This window comes from Bacillus inaquosorum KCTC 13429 (genome assembly GCF_000332645.1).
GTDB lineage: Bacteria > Bacillota > Bacilli > Bacillales > Bacillaceae > Bacillus > Bacillus inaquosorum.
Map to the genome: position 1 here is coordinate 94,554 of NZ_AMXN01000003.1, position 17,346 is coordinate 111,899.

Annotated in this window: 17 protein-coding genes and 4 pseudogenes; 9 read left to right on the forward strand and 12 right to left on the reverse strand. The window is 37.1% G+C overall.

The features are described from left to right. Positions 1–78 precede the first annotated feature (78 nt). The 6 genes and pseudogenes from BSI_RS12430 to BSI_RS12410 form a co-directional block, all read right to left on the reverse strand. Positions 79–1,296, reverse strand: coding sequence for a Ger(x)C family spore germination protein (locus BSI_RS12430; RefSeq protein WP_003238219.1), 1,218 nt, complete (start codon positions 1,294–1,296; stop codon positions 79–81). Further along, positions 1,286–2,377 carry a spore germination protein gene (locus BSI_RS12425; protein WP_003238220.1) on the reverse strand — a complete coding sequence of 364 codons (1,092 nt, stop codon included), beginning with the start codon at positions 2,375–2,377 and terminating at the stop codon, positions 1,286–1,288. The genes BSI_RS12430 and BSI_RS12425 overlap by 11 nt, the downstream gene beginning before the upstream one ends. 29 nt (positions 2,378–2,406) lie before the next feature. Continuing rightward, positions 2,407–3,966 carry a spore germination protein gene (locus BSI_RS12420; protein ID WP_080030816.1) on the reverse strand — a complete coding sequence of 520 codons (1,560 nt, stop codon included), beginning with the start codon at positions 3,964–3,966 and terminating at the stop codon, positions 2,407–2,409. A gap of 241 nt (positions 3,967–4,207) precedes the next feature. Continuing rightward, positions 4,208–5,003, reverse strand: a pseudogene (locus tag BSI_RS0121000) (chromate transporter). Positions 5,004–5,177: 174 nt separating this feature from the next. Beyond that, positions 5,178–5,367, reverse strand: a pseudogene (locus BSI_RS12415) (hypothetical protein). Between the two features lie 22 nt (positions 5,368–5,389). Then, positions 5,390–5,650, reverse strand: coding sequence for a hypothetical protein (locus BSI_RS12410; RefSeq protein WP_032732070.1), 261 nt, complete (start codon positions 5,648–5,650; stop codon positions 5,390–5,392). Positions 5,651–5,779: 129 nt separating this feature from the next. Between BSI_RS12410 and BSI_RS12405 the strand changes: the two genes are divergently transcribed. After that, on the forward strand, positions 5,780–6,214 hold the full coding sequence (locus BSI_RS12405; RefSeq protein WP_003238224.1) for an SRPBCC family protein: 435 nt from the start codon (positions 5,780–5,782) through the stop codon (positions 6,212–6,214). Between the two features lie 46 nt (positions 6,215–6,260). On the opposite strand, the gene BSI_RS12400 is transcribed toward BSI_RS12405, so the two are convergent. Continuing rightward, positions 6,261–6,659 carry a YndA family protein gene (locus BSI_RS12400; RefSeq protein ID WP_029316835.1) on the reverse strand — a complete coding sequence of 133 codons (399 nt, stop codon included), beginning with the start codon at positions 6,657–6,659 and terminating at the stop codon, positions 6,261–6,263. A gap of 317 nt (positions 6,660–6,976) precedes the next feature. On the opposite strand from BSI_RS12400, the gene tatAC reads away from it, so the two are divergent. From tatAC to BSI_RS12375, 5 genes are all read left to right on the forward strand, one after another. Next, positions 6,977–7,165, forward strand: a complete 189-nt coding sequence (tatAC, locus tag BSI_RS12395) for a twin-arginine translocase TatAC (RefSeq protein ID WP_003238227.1) — start codon at positions 6,977–6,979, stop codon at positions 7,163–7,165. Positions 7,166–7,342: 177 nt separating this feature from the next. Further along, the gene (locus tag BSI_RS12390; protein ID WP_003238229.1) at positions 7,343–7,567 is read left to right on the forward strand and encodes a hypothetical protein; all 225 of its coding nucleotides are present in this window, start codon (positions 7,343–7,345) and stop codon (positions 7,565–7,567) included. A 261-nt stretch (positions 7,568–7,828) separates the two neighbouring features. Then, positions 7,829–8,200, forward strand: coding sequence for a YoqO family protein (locus BSI_RS12385; RefSeq protein ID WP_003238230.1), 372 nt, complete (start codon positions 7,829–7,831; stop codon positions 8,198–8,200). 134 nt (positions 8,201–8,334) lie between these two features. Then, positions 8,335–9,057: a YrpD family protein gene (locus tag BSI_RS12380; protein WP_003238232.1), complete on the forward strand. Its 723-nt coding sequence runs from the start codon at positions 8,335–8,337 to the stop codon at positions 9,055–9,057. Between the two features lie 434 nt (positions 9,058–9,491). After that, entirely contained in the window at positions 9,492–9,704 is a 213-nt protein-coding gene (locus tag BSI_RS12375; RefSeq protein WP_003238233.1) for a hypothetical protein, read from the forward strand. Positions 9,705–9,734: 30 nt separating this feature from the next. Here the strand turns inward: BSI_RS12375 and BSI_RS0121005 are convergent, their stop codons facing one another. Both BSI_RS0121005 and BSI_RS12370 read right to left on the reverse strand, forming a co-directional pair. Next, a complete protein-coding gene (locus BSI_RS0121005) occupies positions 9,735–10,310 on the reverse strand; it encodes a hypothetical protein (RefSeq protein ID WP_032732005.1) in 576 nt (191 codons plus the stop codon). An 840-nt stretch (positions 10,311–11,150) separates the two neighbouring features. Next, entirely contained in the window at positions 11,151–11,990 is an 840-nt protein-coding gene (locus tag BSI_RS12370) for a thymidylate synthase (RefSeq protein WP_003238235.1), read from the reverse strand. Between the two features lie 814 nt (positions 11,991–12,804). Between BSI_RS12370 and cotU the strand changes: the two genes are divergently transcribed. The 3 genes from cotU (at position 12,805) to BSI_RS12355 (ending at position 14,191) form a co-directional block, all read left to right on the forward strand. After that, on the forward strand, positions 12,805–13,044 hold the full coding sequence (cotU, locus tag BSI_RS12365) for a spore coat protein CotU (RefSeq protein WP_003238238.1): 240 nt from the start codon (positions 12,805–12,807) through the stop codon (positions 13,042–13,044). A 177-nt stretch (positions 13,045–13,221) separates the two neighbouring features. Further along, on the forward strand, positions 13,222–13,419 hold the full coding sequence (locus BSI_RS12360; RefSeq protein WP_003238242.1) for a hypothetical protein: 198 nt from the start codon (positions 13,222–13,224) through the stop codon (positions 13,417–13,419). Positions 13,420–13,609: 190 nt separating this feature from the next. Beyond that, positions 13,610–14,191 (forward strand): VanZ family protein, encoded by a 582-nt coding sequence (locus tag BSI_RS12355; protein WP_258173528.1) that lies wholly within the window; start codon positions 13,610–13,612, stop codon positions 14,189–14,191. A gap of 90 nt (positions 14,192–14,281) precedes the next feature. Here BSI_RS12355 and dutA read toward each other — a convergent pair whose 3' ends face one another. The 3 genes and pseudogenes from dutA to BSI_RS0121015 all read right to left on the reverse strand — a co-directional run bounded on the left by dutA (position 14,282) and on the right by BSI_RS0121015 (position 17,037). Continuing rightward, a complete protein-coding gene (dutA, locus tag BSI_RS12350; protein ID WP_003238248.1) occupies positions 14,282–14,716 on the reverse strand; it encodes a dUTP diphosphatase DutA in 435 nt (144 codons plus the stop codon). Between the two features lie 29 nt (positions 14,717–14,745). Beyond that, positions 14,746–15,233, reverse strand: a pseudogene (locus BSI_RS0121010) (DUF2691 family protein). 389 nt (positions 15,234–15,622) lie between these two features. Next, a pseudogene (locus tag BSI_RS0121015) lies at positions 15,623–17,037 on the reverse strand (sugar porter family MFS transporter). Positions 17,038–17,346: the final 309 nt, after the last annotated feature.

Genomic DNA, 17,346 nt, shown 5'->3' on the forward strand with positions numbered 1-17,346 from the left:
AAGTATATCTCAATCCCGAAAAATGCATAGAAAAAGAAGAGATGTTTCTTCTCTTCTGATTTTAAGCACCTATTTGATTCATTGCTGTGTTTTAACCGTTCCATAATGAGTAATTGTGGCTTTAACGCTGTACGTGATGGTAGCCTTACTGAAGGTGTCATCCCAATTATTTTTCACCTTTTTCCATAAGTCCGGATGTTCAAGTCTTAATGATTCATCAAAACCCGCAACATCTGCTTTATAATCATCCTGAAGTTTTTTTAATACATTACCGACTATTTTCTTTACTTCGTTTTCAGTATTCGTTTCAATACGTTCTAAAAACTGGGTGTCCAAAGTCTCTTTTGTGTTCCAGTTTTCAACCAAGTCCCCTTCTGATTCAATATCGACATGGAATGAAATATCTGTTCCTTTTACTATGGGCTTGATTTTGCTTTTTATATAATTGATATCGTACGCAATCACCTGTTGGCTCTTTTTATCATAACTTTTGACAACTCCGCCTTTTCCTTCCCCGGCAATCCATGTAATCCCCTCCGTTTCATATTCATTTAAAGTGCCAATCATTTTTTTAGACTTCCCGTTGATTACCGCCGCTCCGGAATACTTGATTGCTCCATTCGCCGCGACCACATTTTGCAGTAAAAAGCTGCTGCCAGAATGAAGTTTGCCAATTAGTTTCGCGAGTGTCACAGGGGGAAGAATTCTTGAAACTTTATGTTCATTTTCACCTAATCCAACCAGCCGAAATGCCGGAATTTCACCGCTCTCTTTCAGCTGGAGGGCCTCCCTCGCCTCCCCTTTTGCAGATAAAACAAGACAGCTCAGCCTAATTTCATTATCACGAAAAAATTGATCCAGCATTTTGTCGATAGGATATGTACGCAGCACATCTTCACTCATGACAACAACTTTTAAATGCGGGCTAAACACTTCACGGTCCCTTCTTAACGCAATCTCGCTTCCAATCTGCTGTAACGAATCCCCTGTTTCACTAATATTAATATACGCTTTCTGCGCCCCTTGCCCGCCACCGCCTCCACTGCTTGTCCCTGCACCTGCCGCTTTTTCATTAACAAATTGATAGGTTAGCGTAATGTTGTCTTTTTTCGGATAGCTCCCGCCTTCTTCTTTTAATTCTTTCTCAGTGTTTGTTTCTTTCCCTTTATCAATTGCGATAGCGAATGTGAGACCGAGCTCTTCTATTTCCCGGCTGCTCCAGCACCCTGTTACACAAATCATCAGCAGACATAATATGACGATAGCGGACAGTGGATGTTTTATTTTACTTTTCACCTCTTTTCCTCCATTTCGATATAACTAAAAGCAAAATCGGCAAAGCGCCAAATATATACAAAGCCATATGACTGACCATATCACCCAAAATAAACACATCATTTTCATTTTTCGGCATGCAAGAGAGGATATAAATAACAGGAAGCAGCCCAAACATGCATGAAATGGGTTTCTTTTTGAAAACTTGCGAGACTCCTAAAGATGCTGCATAAAAAGTGATAATAAATGTGGCAAAAAGCTGCATAATCCAAATGACTAGCAAAAATGATTCAAACCGTTCAAAGATTAAACCCGGTATTTCAAAACTTCTCATCAGGTCAAGTCCCGGCCATGTTCTCGTTACAACACCATCAACTGACAGTGCACCGATGACCATAATCAGGGTAATCATATAAAAACACGTTACAACCCCTGTGCCCATGAACACCGCTTTTACTGCATTCTTCGGCTTCTTCATAAACGCTACTAGAATGAGCATAATTTCTGAACACGTAAATGAAAGTGTCGTTGTCTTAACTCCTTTGAGGACCGGCATTATTCCATTACCTAATACAGGGCGTAAATTGTTGATCTCAAATATACCTATACTCATGAGGGCTACAGTTAAAAAGATGATAACCGTAATCGGAAAGATCATTTCAAATAGCCGGGCAATTGGATCGAGCCCTTGTGTTATCGAATAAAGCCCAATCCAAAGAACTGTCATAATAATGGCCCAAAACGGTGTCCCTTCAAGGAGAAAAAACTCCACAATTTCGGACATGACTCTGACTTCAAATGCACCGAGTGCCAGAAAATAAGTAATAAAAACAATACTGATCAAACGGCCGAGCCATTTTCCTACAATATGTCCGGAGTATTCATAAAAGGTTTCCTTAGGATACTGCTGGCTTAATTTAACTATAATTATCCCGGCTATTACCGCAATGCCCCCGCCTAATAAAACTGAAATCCATCCATCAGGAGATTTCGTTTGTTCTGTTACTGTCCGGGGGAGTGTAAGAACTCCGGCGGCAAGCATGTAATTAATGATGATAATCGTTGCCTGAGCGGTTGTGATTTTACTGGTTGGGCTGAACATGAGACTTTATCACACTCCTGTCGAGTTCGTCACTTCACCCGTTTTGTATTATCTGTATTCATCATTTTAGGCCGGCGCTTCATGACTAAAAGAGGCATTCTGATGACGAAGTCTTTCCAATCTTTCAAATGATAAGGAACTGCCGGACTTGCGTATGGGACACCAAAACTCTTTAGCTTTACGACATGGCTGCTTAGAAGCAGATAATACATAATGACACCAAATAATCCAAACACCGCAGCGCAAAACATCGCGCCAAACCGAAGCATCCGAAGTGCTATGCCTGTACTGTAATGCGGGATGGCAAATGAAGAAATTGCTGTGAGCGCAACGACAATGACCATAATTGGACTGACAATCCCTGCCTGCACAGCTGCTTCTCCGATGATTAATCCGCCAACTATGCCTATCGCAGGTCCGATCGGTTTTGGCAGACGCAGCCCCGCTTCTCGTAAGATTTCGATTGCAATTTCCATAAATAAAGCTTCAATGATGGATGGGAACGGAACACCCATACGCGTCCCGGAAATTGAAATTGCCAGTTTGGTCGGAATTAACCCCGGATGAAAAGAAATAAATGATATATATAAAGCCGGCGCAAATAACGTTATGATTGCCGCAATGAACCTCAGCAATCTGATGAGCGAGCTTGGGAACCACCGTTCATAATAATCTTCAGGCGATTGAAGCACCATGCTGAAAGTGACCGGAACAAGCAAGGCAAACGGCGTACCGTCAAGCAGAATGGCTACTCTGCCTTCCATTAATCCGCTTATAACGCGATCAGGCCGTTCTGTACTCTGCACTTGCGGAAAGGGGCTCAAATAATTATCCTCAATTAACTGTTCAACGTAGCCTGATTCCGGCAAATGATCTATCTCAATCCCTTTCACTCTTTTTTTTACTTCCTCGACCACTTTTGGATCTGCAATGTCATTCATATAAGCGATGATTAAATCCTTTTTTAGCCGTGTCCCTACTTCAAATTTCTGCAATGTTAATTGATCATTTTTTCCTTGCTGTCTTAAAAGAGCTGTATTCGTACTCAACTCTTCTGTAAAGCCCGTGCGCGGCCCTCGAACAAGCGCTTCTGAAAGCGGCTCCTCGATACTTCGATTTTGTTTTTTTACTGTTCCCAGAAGAAAGGCCTGCGGCATTCCATCGATAAGAAGCGCTGTTGAACCCATGAAAACATTCAGCACGATATCACTGATTTTCTCTGATTCTATAACATCACTGATTGATACGATTTGATTCTTTATAGATTGCGGAGTAAAAATGTCTTTGCCGGAATGAGAAATTTCATCACTTACCTGATGATGATTCATGATTAACGCTGATAGTCCTTTATTAATCATATCCTGATCAGACAATCCATCAACAAAGATCAATGCCGATTTTACATGTAAATGAGTGATCTCAAGTTCCCGGATATGAACGTCTCCGTTATGTCCGATCTTTCTTTTTACTAGCTCAATGTCGTCTTCAAAGTTACCGGTTAACACATCATGGTCCTGCTTTTCAGCTTTTGAATGATCTGATCCTTGATGCTTCTGTGTTTTGTACTGATTGCTCCGCCACCTCATGATTGCACCTTCTTATGTATGAATCCAAGTAAACACTTTATAGATTGCATATGGAACGAGAAATACAACTAACGCTTGAAACCATACTGTCCAGTCAGTAAGTGTTGATACCATGTTATCCATCTGTCAATTCCCTTCTCTTTAATAGGATTATTTTTCCCATACATCTATTATTTATGTTCGTCTTTTTTCACAATAAAAAAAGCATGATGAACGTCTTCATCACGCTTTAGAGAAATCAATATTAAAGAAGGCTCAGAAGAAAGCCGCCAATCACACCGGTGACTACAACTACCCAAGGAGGCAGCTTCCAATAAGCAAGCATACTGAACAATACGGCCGCAAACGCAAAATCAATCTGATTCAAAATCGCACTTGTCCAAATCGGAAAATAAAAAGCTGAAATTAAAATTCCGACTACCGCTGCATTCACTCCTGCAAGAGCTTCCTTTAGTTTAGGATTCCTCCGCAAAGCATCCCAATAAGGCAACGCACCTAAAATAAGCAAAAACGCAGGCAGGAAAATGGCAATGGCGGCTAACGTTCCTCCCTGCCAGCCGCCCATGACCGCACCAAGATAGGCGGCAAATGTAAATAACGGCCCCGGCACAGCTTGTGCTGCACCATAACCTGCTAAAAATGCTTCTTTACTGACCATTCCAGCTGGTACAAACTCCTGATAGCGGCAATACAACATGTCCCCCGCCAAAAACCAAGGACCCCGCCCTATAAAAGCTGTCAAACATAGAAAGCCAGCGCAGCGTAAAGCCGAGAAATGAAACGACACCGCCGAGTAATCCGCCACGCATAACACCAAGCCCAATCCCAACTTGGCTGCTCGCCGGTCCAGGCAAGAACTGGTACAAAGCAACCAAATCAGCATAGCTTTTTTCATCCAACCATTTTCTTTTGCGAAGATATTCTTCATAGAAATAACCCAGATGAGCAATGGGACCTCCGAATGATGTAAACCCAAGTCTTGTTGAAACAATTAAGATTTCTATCAGAGTTTTAAAGCTGCTGCCCTTATGTTCGCGCATCTCTTCCTCATCATTTTTAAAAAGTATATTAACAACTTAAGTATAAAAAACTGAAACATGTATGCAAGAGCTTGTTTGAAAATGATGCAGAACAAACGGAAAAATGCTGACACTCCTTACCTTTTTTATCATAAAAAAAGACTCAAAATGAGCCTGTTTGCAGTCGGGAATAGACTAAAATTCCAGTTTGAAGCTTTCTGACTGATCTGAAACTTCCACAGGTATCCCCATTATCGTTTTCGGTTTTGAAACGTAAACAAAGCGCGTCTCTTCCTCTAATTGCTGAAACGTTTTTTTTACTGACTACAATTCTAGCCGGCTTTCCTGGGCTGTTATCAATAGCTGCTTTGATTTTTCCAAGCATAAAAAACCTCCTGTTTTAGATTCTAAACCAGAGATATAACCATAATGAGATTAATGACAGCTAAAACTCCTGAAACATATACTATACGTTTGCTCTTCCTCCAGAAAAACAATACATTGGCTAATAAAACAAAACTGATGAACGCATCAAATCCTCGCAGAACGATTGGGCTGAACAGGATTTCTGGTTCAAAAATAACCATTGCTACTGCACAAACAATCATGAGTGAAAGGACGAAAATATACACTTTCCACTCTCTCACTGTATTTTCTTTCTCGTACACGCAGCCCTGGATGACTGATACAAGGTTCATCAACAGACTGCAGCATAATTCATACAAGCTATGGACATGATCTTATTAGTTATTATATGATTTAAATGAAAAAACATCATATGTCAAGAGGTAAACGAAATGGATCAAAATCATCAGAATACATTACCCGATATTACGAAAAACATTACCCTGGAGGCACCTATTCAGAAGGTCTGGGAGACAGTCTCAACTTCAGAAGGCATCGCCAAGTGGTTTATGCCCAATGACTTTCAGCTGAAAGAAGGACAAGTATTCCACTTACAATCACCGTTTGGACCGTCTCCTTGTAGAGTTTTGGCTGTTCAAGTTCCCACTGAACTTTCTTTTGAATGGGATACAGACGGATGGGTCGTTACCTTTCAATTAGAAGACTTGGGAGAAAAGACGAGGTTTACCCTTATTCACAGCGGATGGAAGGAGCCAAATGAAGTGATCGGCAAAGCAAACGAGAAAAGCTCCATCATTCGCGATAAAATGGATGGAGGCTGGACAGGTATTGTGAATGAACGGCTTCGTAAGGCTGTCGAAGAATAAAAAAGAGAGAGTGTCTCTCTTTTTTGTTTTCCAAAGTCTAAGTCCATCAATCATAAAACGTAACGGTTTTTGATTTACCAGAGTAATCGGTAACAAAGAACTCCGCCTTGTTATTGCTTCCATCTACAAATTTCCCGATACTGCTAAAGGTATGACATTCTCCGGGCGAAAAATAATTTGACCCTACATAATCATCAGGATTGTCACCGGCATCATCTTCATATAGGTGCAGCGAAACAGAAAAAGGAGTGCTTCCTGAAAGACATACTCTAAAATCTCCTCCGCTCGAATACACTGTCGGACTTGAATAAGTATATGTGTAAGTCCCCAGCTTATCCCACTCCCCAGCTCCAGTGGTTCCCGCTTTTTCTGCTTGTGCCGTTAATGGAAAAACCGCAGCGAACCCTAAAACAGACAGGAATCCAATTACCTTAGTGTATTTCATCATCCAGATCTCTCCTCTATTTCAATCATAGCAAGTCACAGTACTATACGTAGTCATTTCTTTGTGCCTGATATGCCATCCCGTATGGCAGCGATATGATCCCTATAGCCTCAACACAGCATTTGATCCAGCTCACCTCCTCACATCTTTTTGTTAATGGCATTGGACATTATATTCTGCAGCAGCCGTTTTATGAATATTATCTCAACACGCCTGCTGGCGGTTTTTAAAATGTTCAAAATAAACGTATTTCCATTTAAACCGCCATCTCTTATAATTTGTTTAGAAGGTTGAACTTCAATCAGGAGGAAAAGAACATGGAATTAAGCTTCACAAAAATACTCGTTATTTTATTTGTAGGCTTTTTAGTATTTGGTCCTGATAAACTGCCGGCGCTTGGCCGTGCTGCTGGAAAAGCCTTATCAGAATTTAAACAAGCGACCAGCGGACTGACTCAGGATGTAAGAAAAAGTGATTCAGAAAACAAAGATGACAAACAAATGTAGGATAAATGATGTGGCCGATGAAAAATCGGCCTTTTTATTTTGATTTGTTTCTGTGTCACCTGCCTCTTTTTCTATGAATTTGGACAGCCCTTTTTTCCCTTTATGATTTAAATTGTCCAATCCGCACAATCTATTCGCCATATAATAAAGCGTATTAACAATAAAGGAGGAGTATATATGGGTTATTACAAAAAATATAAAGAAGAGTATTATACGGTCAAAAAAACGTATTATAAGAAGTATTACGAATATGATAAAAAATACTATGACCACCATGATAAAAAATATTACGACTGTGATTATGACAAAAAATATTATGACCATGATAAGAAATATTATGATCACGACAAAAAAGACTATGATTATGTTGTAGAGTATAAGAAGCATAAGAAACATTACTAAACTCCATTAACATCTCCTCGTTTTCCTTTTTCTTTCCCCGGCTAAATGCCGGGTTTTTTTGTTTGACCATTGTTCGTATAATCTGAAGCTTCCCGCCTTTTTTTATGTAGACCTTAATGACTGAATCTGAATTTATAATGAATATTTAGTACATAGTTTAATTAGTTTATATAGAAGTATATTTATCCCGCTTCCAAGTATTGCAGTTATAATGAAAATTTTGTAAACTCTTTGAGGGTCATACATAAAGGGAGAGATTGTTTGTCTAAAAATAAAGTATTTTATCTCATTTTACTTTGTCTATTTATATCAATTGTCATGAAAAGCTTTGATGTGATAAGAATGATTGCCAATGTTAGCTGCTTTGTTTTCGTTTTGCTGTACGTTAAAGAGGAAATAAAAACATATACACGTAAAGCGTTAGCGATCCTAAGCATTTGTTTTCTTTTCTTAGTCGGTTTCTGTACTTTTATTATTTTGAAAGGACAAGCAGTTATAAAAGATCACCCCTTCCTTACCGGCTGGGAAACGATAGCGATCGTTCTCTTGATTATCGTTTCTATAAACACTTGTGCTTTTATTTTGAGGAAGGTTTCAAATCGGTTAAAACGATTGAAAACAGATAGATTGTAGGAGCAGTTTCTCTACATAAACAATCCAATATGAAATTTATGAATAAAATGAAATATTTTGTTGATTTATATACATAAATCAAGTTCCAAAATAAGGTATAATGAATGATGAAACCACTATCAAAAGGGGGAATTTTGTTGAAAAAAGTATTGATTGCAGGTGCAGTAGGAACAGCAGTTCTTTTCGGAACACTTTCATCGGGTATACCAGGCTTGCCCGCGGCAGACACTCAAGTCGCAAAAGCGGCCTCCCAGCTGCCTAAGGGGATCGGCGGCCGCGCCTACCTGAACAGTTCTGGCGCAGTTTTCACAGCTAAAATTAAGCTGCCTGACACCGTAAAAAATGATGACTCGGTCTCTACGCCTTACATTTATTCAGGCTTTAGCGCAAAAAGCGGAACTGAGGCGGATATCGGGCTTCAGTACAGCAAACAATACAACGTCTGGAAGCCCCTCATGAAGGTTGGGTCCAAAAATGAAGAAACATACATCGAAGGAAAAGACAAATTCACATACAATAAAGGCTTCCGTCCTGGAAGCACAGTCCAAATGACAATCTATAAAAATTTGAACGGCAATACACGTATGACCCTATGGGGAACGAACAATGACGGTTATACCGGACGGATTATCACGGAAATTCAAGGAACCAACATCGGCACGATCTCAAAATGGAAAACACTTGCTACTGCGGCTGTTTCTTATGAAAGTCAGCGTAATGCCATCAAAGCAACTTTTTCAACAGCTTTTAACAATATTACAATCGACAATAAAGCTGTCACACCTGTCGTAGATACACAAGATTTCGCAAAGGTTGCTGTTTCAGGAAATAACGTTACGATTTCTGTTAATAAATAAAGTAACAAAAGACCGCCGGCATTGCCAGGCGGTTTTCTTATCATTTTCCATCCTCATAAAGAATTCGGTTCGGATTCCAAATCCTATAGAGATTTAACAAAAGCATTTTCCTTTTCTAAGTGTAACTTTATTTGCGGTAGAATATGACGTTTTTGTTTTCAGGATTATAAAAGAGTAACAAACAAAAGTTGAAATTTTGAAATAACTTTGGTATGATTAATTCAATTACTATTGAACTACATAAAATTAAAAGCCCCTCATTTGTGGGGCTTTCAATTATTCTTTTAATAAAATAAGTACCTTGAAGCTTAGGTTGACAATTACACTAACAGAGTTCAATGTTGGGTCATTGCTTGATTATTTTAAAGTGAATTATCGAAATCTTCAGCTCCTTTGTTTATTTATATCATATTTTAATATAGGGTGGAATTTGTATGAAATACGGAAAAACAGGTCTTTTTGGGATTATTTTAGTTATTATTGCTCTTTTGGTATCAATGTATTTTATGTTTAATACAAAAGCGTTGATACCTGCTGGATACGATCTGGCTATTCATGGAATTGTTATATCAAGAACATTAATGATCGCTTTCACTTTGTATCTAGTTTCAAAATTAGGGTATTTTCTTCTTAATAAAAAAGATTAGCTTCAAAAGCTAATCTTTTTTTATATGAAATTAATAGTTTTTTAAAGCATATTCTCCATACATAGGTTTTTTAACTACGTATTTTTTCTTTGATACACATTTACCGGTAACAATATCTTTAAGACAGTTGTATCCTTCTTCTACATTATACCTAACTCTATATGCCATATAAACTCTTTTATTAGCTCCAACATTTAGAGTATATCCTTTAGAGCTAGCTACAGAGCCTGCAGTAGAGATTCCTAAACCACTAATAGATCCGCTTACAGTTGTTGTAAAAGTAACTGTTTTGTTTGCAGTAATGGATCCCCCTTTACTCCCCGTTGCTATATTATCAGAAACTCTTTTAAAGCTAGACCAGCTTTTATATGTTTTAACATTCATCTTAACATTACGAAAATCGTTCACAAATTGCGCAGTAAACTCCCCGCCTCCTGAGTTACTTGTTAAGCCAGTCGACTCGTTTGCAAATACGGTATGCACCTGTGATTCAATTGAGACAGGCTTGTCTGCCCCTTTTTCAGCAGCTAAGACATTGCCATTAGGAAAAGCTAAGATAAATAGAGCTATGGAACTAATGGCTAACTTACAAAAAACTTTTTTCATCGACAACAGTCCTTTCTATGTATTCATTTAGTACCATATAAGTATACAATTTCTAGAAATATATTTAAATGGTTATTTTCAAATATTAAGAATATTTTTAATGGAAATATAGAGAAGCAAGGGTTACAGTATAATACTGTAACCCTTGGTATAAAATTTATTTGACATGGTGCTTGTTCACCATATTCTGCCGAATTTCAGACCAAGTTCACTTAGAAATGGCATGAACACAATTCCGTGCTAAAAAATATGAAACTGCCCCCTTTAATTATGGTTAAGGGTAGATTCATATCTTCTTTTGGTTGCATTTATTCAAGGACCAAAAATATTGCATTTCAACCCTCAAAGTGCACAAAGTAATCGTATTTTCGATCTTGGTCTTTTAAGGTAAAATATGTATATGTTAATATTAGGTTTACACTTTAGCTATTCAAATGTTTAAGAAATCTAGAAAGGTTGATGAAAATGAACCTTTATTTAGTTGTAGCTCTTGTTATTTCAGTTTTTTTGAATGTGATCTTATGTATCCAGTTAGCAAAATACAAAACCAGTCATTCCCCTAATATAAGTTGGAAAGAAAGGATGGGACTCAACAATCCCTTTACAGCTATTGTATGGGCTTTTCTTTGCATTACAATATTCTTGAGCCTTATGGTATTATTTGCAGCAATTAACACCTTATAAATCCAACCGGCCTTTTCATCGTTCATTCAATTTTTTCAGACCAAAGAATCCGTCATTCTCTAGTACGCAAGACCATCTAACGCTTTTCTAACAATCCCTTTGCTTCGATTGCGCTCTCATTTTGTTTTCTTTTTAATGAACAATAAAGAGGCAGCATTAAACTGCTACCTCAAATGAAAGCCTGTCCCCATGTTTATAGTTGATTAACTTGAAATCATCAATAGTAAAGTCATAAAAATCTTTGACTTCAGGATTGATCCATAATTCAGGTGCTTCAAACTGTTCTCTTTCCATTTGAATTTTCAAATTGTCTATATGACGTGTGTACACATGGCAATCACCAATGTTAAAGATATATTCACCAAGCGCATAACCAGTCACTTGAGCAATCATGCGCTGCAAAACATTGTACTGGAATACATTGAAGGGATTTCCCAATGCCATATCATTGCTCCGTGCTCTTACCTCTAGGTGGAGTTTTCCTTGCTTAACATACCACTGTGTCTCGTATACACATGGCGTTAAGGTCATTGAGTCTAATTCGTCAGGATTCCATAGCATTGTAATGTGTCTCCGTGAAGATGGGTTGTTCTTCAATTGATGCAGAAGATAATCAACCTGATCTACCTTTTCTCCATTTAGATTTCTGTTTTTCTTGCCCAGCTGGAATCCATATGCATGTCCGATGCTGCCATCTTCTTGTTTCCACTGATCCCAAATATGTACGCCCATTTTGTTTAATTCAGTAACATCGTTAGATTTAAGCTGCCAAATCCAGAGCAATTCTTTAATGGCTGTTTTCCAGGCAACTTTTTTTGTCGTTAAAATAGGAACTTCTGAGTTGTCGAATCTCATTTGCTTACTGATGATGCTTAGTGTGTGAGCCGGTGTTCCATCAGAGTCCCACTTTGTTCTTACATTAAATTCTTCGTCTGAGATTCCATTATTTAAAATATCCTTGATAATTGAATTGTATTGTTTATCAAATTGGGTCATGACTGTTCATATCCTTCTTTCTTTTTCAGTTTCTAGGCATTTCAAGAAATGATTTTACGATACCAATTTTATCGCAAAAACTATGCATGTGCAGATAAAATGAGATTGTGATTCCAATCATTGTGTGCTTAAAGAGGAGTTAGCCCCCTCTTTTACACCTGTATTTCCTCATAACATAGTCTGTCACATAGCTCATAGTTACCGCCAGTTTGAAACATACACCGTTGATAACATCGTTGAGGATTATAAGAGATGATTTGATATTGAGGCATATGAAAATTAAAATAGTAAGGTGTCTGTGTGTACCAAATTGGATATTGTCTAAACATATTAATTCCTCCATTCGCTCCCCTTGGCTTAATGCATTGTATTTACCTCAATATCAATTGTCATTTGTCCATGTGAAATTGGGCTTTGTTTAAAACAAATCCCTCTAATTTCATTCATTTGATCATTGCACTTTCTTTTATTGTATTTGGTAACAGATCATTCCCTCTTTAAATCGTTTTGACTGGTTTTACTGATTGTTGAGCTTCCAAAGCAGCATCAGAAATAATATCATAGAGCTCCTGACTTTTAACCAAGCAAATATTCTTCAGCATTTTCTGAAAGTCCCTCTTCTTCTCCATACACTTTCATCTAATTTATTGTAATTGAATCCATTCTCCTGCTCTTATTTTAATAAGTAATTTATCCATTTTGTTTTCAGAAAGTTTTTAAACAGCCTCTTTTTACAATTATTATTTCATTTGACTATACCATATCATTGAAACTTCATATATTAATTTCGATTAGAATAAAAGGAGGGCTTTAATTGGGTTATTACAAAAAGTATAAAGAAGAATATTACACTTGGAAAAAAACGTATTACAAAAAGTATTATGATCATGATAAAAAACATTATGATTGCGACAAAAAGTATTATGACCATGATAAAAAACATGATCATGATAAAAAGTATTATGATGATCACGATTATCATTATGAAAAAAAGTTTTATGATGACGATGATCATTACTATGATTTTGTCAAATCATATAAAAAACATCACTAAATCACTTAAACATCTATTTATTCCCCCGGTGACATACCGGGGCTTTTTTATTTTTGTTTTCAGAAAGTATTTTAAACAGCCTCTTTTTACAATTATTATTTTATTATTTCATTTGACTATACCATATCATTGAAACTTCATATATTAATTTCGATTAGAATAAAAGGAGGGCTTTAATTGGGTTATTATAAAAAGTATAAAGAAGAGTATTACACTTGGAAAAAAACGTATTACAAAAAGTATTATGACCATGATAAAAAACATGATCATGATAAAAAGTATGATGATGATCACGATTATCATTATGAAAAAAAGTATTATGATGACGATGATCATTACTATGATTTTGTCGAATCATATAAAAAACATCACTAAATCACTTAAACATCTATTTATTCCCCCGGTGACATACCGGGGCTTTTTTATTTATAAAAACATGTCATTAGATAAAAGTATTCTTTTATTGAAATCTGAATCTTCCCTTTTCCCTATTTATGTTAAAATGAGTTAAAAAGGAAATTGTGGTGTATTTATGCTCGACTCAGCTTTTCTCTTGCCATACTTAATGGTTCTTTATTTTTGCTTTATATTTTATAGACTCATAAGACGAGTCCTTTACAAAAAAAGCCGGCTGTCCATACATAAACATATCGTTATCTTTTGTTTATTGGTTTACTTTTTCAACTTGATTAGTGTTACATTATTCCCTATGCCAATAGATGCTGATTTAATTAAGGATATGAAATACGACTCTTATATCCCATTCGTATCAGGAAATAACTTTATCCCGTTTTACTTTTTTGTAGATGTTTATCATGAAGGACTGCAATATTATGTAATTAGATCAATTGGAGGAAACCTAATATTATTACTGCCAGTTGGCTTGTTGTTTCCTCTTTTATTTAAGAAATTAAATAACGTAAAAAGAATTTTGCTAACTGGATTTTTCATATCTTTGTTTATTGAACTAGCACAGCTTTCGATTTCAGTGTATATAAGATCTGTTTACAGAAGTTTTGACGTAGATGATTTATTTCTTAACACCTTAGGAACTGTGATAGGGTATTGGCTCTTTTTCATTTTAAGCATGTTTTATAAAAGAGTAACTTATCGCTTTAAAAGTAATACCTCAATAAACATTGAGTAATTTTTTGATCTATCCATAAGGTAATATGTACCTTGGCTGTAACCTCCATAAGGTCAATTACACAACATGAAGCAGCCAAGGTTTTATTATTTACTTCGTTCCCGTAGAACCGTGCCCGCCTCTATCTTCATTCCCTAAACGCTCAACTTCAATTAATTCAAGTGCCGGCATTTTTTTCATAATCCTAAATTGACAGATACGGTCTCCCTTTTTAATTTCTGTATCACGTAATGCGTAAGCAGGAAAGAACCAAAAATCGTTGTCTCCCTTGTATGACTCATCAATTACCCCCATTGAGTTTGTTTGAATAACGCCAAAATTCTTATATGTACTTGAACGGGGAACGACATGTGCTTCGTAACCCTCAGGCAACTCCATTGCTACACCTAATGGGACAAGTTTAAATTCATCTTTTTTCATTGTTACATCTTCGGCAGCCCGAAGATCAATCCAATCTCCTTGCTCAATTTTGCTGATTCTTGTTTGTGTTTCATCTAGATATTTGATTTTAATTTGCATTGTCATATGTATTACTCCCTTTAATTATAGAATTATTATACGGTAAGGCCTGTTCTTGTGTCATTGTCATCAGTTATAAGTTGAACCTCTTCAGAATCGTTCTTTAGAGCATTAATGAAAAGCTTTTCAATGACATTTCTGTCTTTACAGTATATCGAAACATAGCTGCTATCTGCCAACAATAGGACAAGTTCGTAATCACTGTCAACAAACTCAAACTCTTCGTATGTCTGGACTAGATCAACCGCTTGTCCAAATGGATATGCTTGCAATTCAACGAAAATGGTATAGTACTGATTGGTTTTTAAGTGATTCGCAAAGACTGCCCCTTCAACAACTGAGTTGTCTTTGAAGAATTCCTGATCATTTAGCTCCCATCTGTTACAAAATAAGTTTCTCCCCTCATTTTCCACATATAATGAGTGATTTCAAACGGTTGCAGTATTCTCCATAGGACATTTCCATATTCATTCGGTATTTGAAAACTAACTCCCCTTTCATATAAACCCCTCTCTAAAATCATACTCAACTGTTAGGTTAGCGTAACAAGAATCGACTGCCGTTTGATACCGCTCTTCTTTCTTATAACTCACTTACTTTACAAATTTTAATTAGTTCTTCTAATTTAATCAGTCTCATTATTTTATCACTTCCCTATCAAAAATGATTATTGAAAAGTTTTGCTGTTCTCCGCCCATTCAAGCACTACGTTTAACTTCTCTGAAAGCTACTGTCACAGAAGTCAGGCAAAGTTTTTAGACCGGCCGACTCCATTTATTTTTTATTTATACAACACAAGAAAGACAGCCAAAATAATCTGACTGTCTTTTACAAAACGATTGGTTGTATAATTTGCTTTGCTACTTGCGTAGTGGGAGTACTCTTTCAGTTCAATGATTTTATTATAAATAATTACACCTCAATAACTGACTTTTCAGGGGTATCTTTAACGTGTCGGGAACGAAAATGCTCTTCTAGTTCTTCAAGTGTACGCCCCTTTGTTTCCGGCATGAATTTGTATACAAAACCGATTGCCAATACACCCAAAGCGACGAATATAAAGAATGTAAAAGACAAACCTGCAGAGCTAAGCAAAATCGGAAAAGCAAAACCGATCATAAAGTTTAATATCCACAGAAAAAAAACACTTATTCCAGAACCAAGCCCTCTTAATCTTTGAGGGAATATTTCCGCAATGACCAGCCAAGTCACAGGGCCTACGCACCCTTGCATAAAGGCAAGAAATAAAACGGTCAAAGAAAGTACAACATAAGGGAGTGCTGCAGATCCATCAAGCACTATTGAGAAAATTGCAATGAATAAAAGTGCTGTAGTCGTTCCCGCCAAACCAATCAATAATATTGGGCGCCGGCTCACTTTTCCGACCAGCCAAATCCCAAATAAACTGCTATGACTGATATCAGCCCATTCCCAATATTAGCGATTAAAGCCGCTTTTGTACCAAAACCAGATTCTTTAAGGATTTGAGTGCCATAATACATAATCGAGTTAACACCTGTAATTTGATTCACTATGGCAACACCGATTCCAATCAGTAAAAGACGGCGCAGCCATGGTGTAGAAAAGTCCTTGAGTGATGCCTTCTTTAGTTCTGTATCTTTTTCTACCGCTGCTTGAATTTCTCTAAATTCAGCTTCTGCACGCTTATCTTCTCGAATTTCTTTAAGAACACGCAGCGCCTCACTTTTTTTCCCTTTGGAAGTTAGCCATCTCGGGCTTTCTGGCACCTTGAGCATACTGGCAAATAACATTAAAGCCGGAACGGCACAAAGGGCAAGCATGTATCTCCAAACATGTCCGGTATTTGCCATTGTTACACCAAGGATCGCATTAAAAACATATGCTAAAAATTGCCCGCCGACAATCATTAGCTCATTTTGGGTTACCATACGTCCTCTCTTCTCATGCGGTGCCATTTCTGCCAAAAAGGCCGGAACCATCGCTGAAGCTCCCCCAACCGCCAGCCCGAGCAAAAAACGAAAGACTGCCATGATTGAAACATTAGGGGCTAATGCTGTTCCGAGAGATGCCAGGAAGAATAAAAAAGAAAGATGAAGGATCATTTTCCGGCGGCCATAGCGATCAGCTAATCTGCCGCATAACAACGCTCCAAACGCGGCACCTAATAAAAGAATACTTGTCACAAGCCCTTCTGTAACCGGTGTTAAATGAAGCTGATCTGCTCTCGCCATAAAAGGCAATGCTCCATTTATAACTCCGGTGTCATATCCAAAGAGAAGCCCTCCAAATGTTGCTGAAATCATAATTAATTTCAATCTGCGATTTTGATGATCATTCATATCCATTTCCCCTGCCTTTATTAAGAATACTTAATAATTTCCTTTCGGTATGGCTATTGAAACAAGGATATAGAATTTTAACTAAAAGTAAGATCGTTTGAAAATCATGTCTATCTTAGATTTCCGGCTCTGCATTTGTAATCGCTTTCATTTTTCGCCAAAAGAAAAAACACAAACCCTTAATTGTTATGTTGTAGTGATGTTTTTGTCACTTTATTGTCATTTCTGATATTATCATAATTCCAAAAGCGTTTTAAGTCGATAAAATTTTCAGAATTATTTGTTTTTATCTTTTCGAGGATATGTTTTGGTTAT

Bases quoted from the DNA above. Each gene is read 5' to 3' on its own strand.
- BSI_RS12425 (WP_003238220.1), bottom strand. From the start codon at position 2,377: ATGTTCAGCCCAACCAGTAAAATCACAACCGCTCAGGCAACGATTATC.
- tatAC (WP_003238227.1), top strand. From the start codon at position 6,977: ATGGAATTAAGCTTCACAAAAATACTCGTTATTTTATTTGTAGGCTTT.
- BSI_RS12375 (WP_003238233.1), top strand. From the start codon at position 9,492: ATGAAATACGGAAAAACAGGTCTTTTTGGGATTATTTTAGTTATTATT.
- BSI_RS12390 (WP_003238229.1), top strand. From the start codon at position 7,343: ATGGGTTATTACAAAAAATATAAAGAAGAGTATTATACGGTCAAAAAA.
- BSI_RS0121005 (WP_032732005.1), bottom strand. From the start codon at position 10,310: ATGAAAAAAGTTTTTTGTAAGTTAGCCATTAGTTCCATAGCTCTATTT.
- BSI_RS12355 (WP_258173528.1), top strand. From the start codon at position 13,610: ATGGTTCTTTATTTTTGCTTTATATTTTATAGACTCATAAGACGAGTC.
- dutA (WP_003238248.1), bottom strand. From the start codon at position 14,716: ATGACAATGCAAATTAAAATCAAATATCTAGATGAAACACAAACAAGA.
- BSI_RS12370 (WP_003238235.1), bottom strand. From the start codon at position 11,990: ATGACCCAATTTGATAAACAATACAATTCAATTATCAAGGATATTTTA.
- BSI_RS12405 (WP_003238224.1), top strand. From the start codon at position 5,780: ATGGATCAAAATCATCAGAATACATTACCCGATATTACGAAAAACATT.
- BSI_RS12400 (WP_029316835.1), bottom strand. From the start codon at position 6,659: ATGAAATACACTAAGGTAATTGGATTCCTGTCTGTTTTAGGGTTCGCT.